This window comes from Microvirga arabica (genome assembly GCF_016811235.1).
GTDB lineage: Bacteria > Pseudomonadota > Alphaproteobacteria > Rhizobiales > Beijerinckiaceae > Microvirga > Microvirga arabica.
In genome coordinates, this window is sequence record NZ_JAFBID010000157.1 from 1 (window position 1) to 3,440 (window position 3,440).

A 3,440-nucleotide genomic window follows, 5' to 3' on the forward strand; every position below is an offset into this window, starting at 1 on the left:
GTGCCAGCACCCGACCTTCGCAGGGTGTTCAAAACCACCCTGAAACTTGGATGCAAACCCTTAGGCCGGCTTAACCTTTGCAGGCTTTGGAAACCTAACCGCTTGCAGCCAATTACGAGCTGACCTCCGGAACGGTGCCGCTTCGCGGGCGTTCCTCTCAGCTGCTCCCAGGACCCGTAAGGATCCGAGATGTTACCTCCCGTGCTTGTGCAACAAACGTGCCGAGCACCGGGCTCATGCTCCTCCCTTGCAACTTCACCAAGCCCACTGGGCGTTCTGTCTCAGGAAGCTCCAACGGGATCGCGACTATGGCAGGTTGAGCACCGGGAAAACGCAACATGGCTCTCGGAAGAAGCGTCAGATGAGGGCCACCGCTCATCAGGCTCAGCCGCAGCTGAAGTGAGGGGGCCACCACAGCAGCGCGGGGCGGCTCGAGACCGCGCACCCGAAAGATCTCGGCTCCAAATCGACCGAGCACCGTCTCCGGAGGCGGAAGAACCCAGGGCTGATCAATGAGATCGGCCAAGTTGATTGACTGGCGTCTTGCCCATGGGTTGTGTGCTCCCGCCGCCACCACAAGTGGGTCCGCAAACAGCACTTCCATCTCAAGATCGTTATCGGCACCAGGCTCGGGCATGCGCGTGAGCGCCACGTCCAGCCGCCGCTCGCGTAGTGCCTCGTAGAGCACCGCGGTGTCGCCCACCATCACCTGAAACCGGATCTTGGGCATCAGGGCGAGAACTTCGTTGATGATGACGGCCAGCACCGGGGTGACGGGCTCAGGAGCGCCGACCCTCAGCTCCCCTTGCGTCGGATCCCGCAGGAACTCGATCTCGGCGAGCCCCTGCCTCAGGTCATCGAACACGGCGGCCCCATGTCTCAGCAGGGCACGCCCGTAGGCGGTCATCTCGACACCCCGTGGCGTCCGGTCGAGCACGGGTACGCCGAGCGTGTGCTCCAGATCGGCAATGGCCTTCGAAACGGCGGGCTGTGAGACGGCCAGCCGCTCAGCGGCCTTGGCCATGCTCCCCACGTCGGAGATAACCTGAAGCGTATGAAGATCTCGCAGCCGAAGCCGTCGGCCGATGCGCTCGTCCCACTGCATGAGGCTCTTCCGAAAAGTTATAGGCCCATTCCAGAATGCGAATTCTCTTTATAGCTCAATCCAGCGACACTCACGACATCAATGATGCGGAGGCAGCGATGACCCTGGGCGAGGCTGCGTTTCTGGCGTTCTCGGCGTGTAACTTTCTGCGGCTGGGGTCCTATGTGCCCCAGATCATCCGTGTGGCACGCGACCAGCACGGGGCGTCCTGCATCTCGTTTACATCGTGGTCGATTTTTCTCCTGGCCAACAGCACGACGGCGGCTCATGCGGCGGTCAACCTCGGGGACGGTTTGCTGGCCCTGATCAGCGCAGTGAACGCCATCTGCTGCCTGGCCATCGTCGCACTCACAGCCTGGAAGCGAGCCGCTCTGAGGCCGGATCTCTGCCTTCGGGTGCTCTCCTGCCTGCCGCGTTGCTCCTACCGTTGGCCCCGGCGGCAAGCCACCGCCACATGGTTGGGTCAACGGCAACCCTAGAGAGGTTCCCATGAAACGGATGCTCGCTCCTATCCTCGCCCTGGTTGCTGGCCTGGTCTACTCCTCCGGGAGCTCGGCAACGGAAGCAATTCGGCTGGTCATGCCGTTTGCCGCCGGCTCCGCCACGGACGCCCTCACCAGGGTCATCGCCGACGAACTTGAGACAGGCCTGGGCCGGGCGGTCGTGGTCGAGAACAGAACCGGCGCGGCCGGACGGGTCGGTGTGCAGGCCGTCAAAAGCGCCGCCCCTGATGGGGCCACGCTCCTGTTCACCCCCATTGCTCCCATGGCCGTCTACCAGCACGTCTACCCGGCGCTGGGATACGATCCGGTTCAGGATTTTGAGCCCGTCTCGCAGGTGGCCACATTTGACTTTGCGGTCGCCGTGGGGGCTGACATCCCGGCAGACTCACTGTCCAGCGTGGTGGAATGGCTCAAGGCTCATCCTGAACGGGCCAACTACGGCACGCCCGGGGCCGGCACTCTTCCGCATTTCTTTGCCGTGCTGTTCGGCCGTGAGACAGGTCTTGATCTGCGTCATGTCCCCTATCGGGGCACATCGGCGGCCGTCAACGACCTCCTCGCCGGCCAACTCCCGATGCTCTTCACCAACACGGGCGAACTGCTGGAGCTGCATAAGGCAGGGCGCATTCGGATCCTGGCGACTTCGAGCACCTCGCGCTCGCCCTTTCTGCCGCTCGTTCCGACCTTCCAGGAAGCAGGCTACGCGATTGCCGGAGCAGGCTGGCACGGTGTCTTTGCGCCCCGCGGCACACCTGCCGACGTCCTCGACCGGTTCAATCAGCTCATCACAGCTGCGTTGCAGAAGGAGCAGGTGAAAGAGCGGGTCATCGCCATGGGATTTGAACCGACCGGGACGTCCCGTGCACGGCTTGCCGAAATCCTGAACCGGGATGCAGCAATGTGGGCCCCCGCGGTGAAGGCAGCTCGCTTTACACCCGACCAGCAGTGAGAGGACCTGCCAATGCCCCACGACGCAACTCCAGGCGGTCCCCTGGGCGAGGACAGGCTCATTCTTCTCGGCACGAAGGGTGGGCCGCGCCCGAGCCTCCTGCGGTCCAATCCGGCCAATCTGATCCTCTCCGAGGGTTCAGCCTATCTGGTGGACTGCGGCTACGGCACCACACGGCAGCTTCTGTTAGCCGGAGTTCAGCCTCATGAACTCGACGCAATCTTCATCACTCATCATCACTCCGATCACACCCTGGAGCTCGGGCCCCTGCTCTACCAAGCCTGGGTGGGTGGTCTTCGCCGGCCCATTGACGTATTTGGACCGCCCCCGCTCGCAACACTGATCGACGGCTTCTTTAGCTCGCTCTGGTTCGAAATCACCACACGCATGGAGGATGAGGGGCGCTGCGATCCGCGGCAGCTCGTCCGCATTCACGAGGTCGACGCAGCAAGCGTTGTGCTGGAAACCGCGAAGATCCGGGTGACAGCCGGGCAGGTCCATCACCCTCCCCTGCGGCGTGCATTTGCGTATCGGTTCGACACCCTGCACCGTTCACTTGTCCTGTCCGGCGATACGGCCATGTGCCCGGGCTTGGTTGCGTTGGCCCGGAGGGCGGATGTGCTGGTGCATGAGGTCATGCGGGTGGAGAGCCTGCCGAGGCTGGTCGCCGGATTGCCGAATGCCCCCGCGCTACATGCGCACCTGCTGGCCAGTCACACCACCACAGAGCAGGTCGGCGCTGTTGCGGCTCGGGCCGAGGTTGGAATGCTGGTGCTGAACCATTTCGTTCCGGGCGACGATCCCGCGATCACCGAGGAGATGTGGCTTGCCTCCCCGAAGAGGGACTTCGAAGGCACTGTGATCGCCGGGCGGGATTTACTTG

4 protein-coding genes are annotated in these 3,440 nt (G+C 63.3%); 3 read left to right on the forward strand and 1 reads right to left on the reverse strand.

Annotated elements, in window-relative coordinates; translation table 11 throughout:
- Positions 1–157 precede the first annotated feature (157 nt).
- Positions 158–1,105: a LysR family transcriptional regulator gene (locus JQC81_RS31970; RefSeq protein ID WP_203275788.1), complete on the reverse strand. Its 948-nt coding sequence runs from the start codon at positions 1,103–1,105 to the stop codon at positions 158–160.
- 98 nt (positions 1,106–1,203) lie between these two features.
- Here JQC81_RS31970 and JQC81_RS31975 point away from each other — a divergent pair, with 98 nt between their 5' ends.
- The 3 genes from JQC81_RS31975 to JQC81_RS31985 all read left to right on the forward strand — a co-directional run.
- Complete coding sequence (locus JQC81_RS31975; RefSeq protein WP_203275789.1) at positions 1,204–1,584, forward strand: hypothetical protein; 381 nt, start codon at positions 1,204–1,206, stop codon at positions 1,582–1,584.
- Between the two features lie 10 nt (positions 1,585–1,594).
- Positions 1,595–2,557 (forward strand): tripartite tricarboxylate transporter substrate-binding protein, encoded by a 963-nt coding sequence (locus JQC81_RS31980; protein ID WP_203275790.1) that lies wholly within the window; start codon positions 1,595–1,597, stop codon positions 2,555–2,557.
- A 12-nt stretch (positions 2,558–2,569) separates the two neighbouring features.
- Positions 2,570–3,440 (forward strand): MBL fold metallo-hydrolase (locus tag JQC81_RS31985; RefSeq protein WP_203275791.1); only part of this gene is annotated, 871 nt, incomplete at its 3' end.

Excerpts from the sequence above, each read along its gene's own strand:
- JQC81_RS31980 (WP_203275790.1), top strand. The coding sequence starts at position 1,595 with ATGAAACGGATGCTCGCTCCTATCCTCGCCCTGGTTGCTGGCCTGGTC.
- JQC81_RS31970 (WP_203275788.1), bottom strand. The coding sequence starts at position 1,105 with ATGCAGTGGGACGAGCGCATCGGCCGACGGCTTCGGCTGCGAGATCTT.
- JQC81_RS31975 (WP_203275789.1), top strand. The coding sequence starts at position 1,204 with ATGACCCTGGGCGAGGCTGCGTTTCTGGCGTTCTCGGCGTGTAACTTT.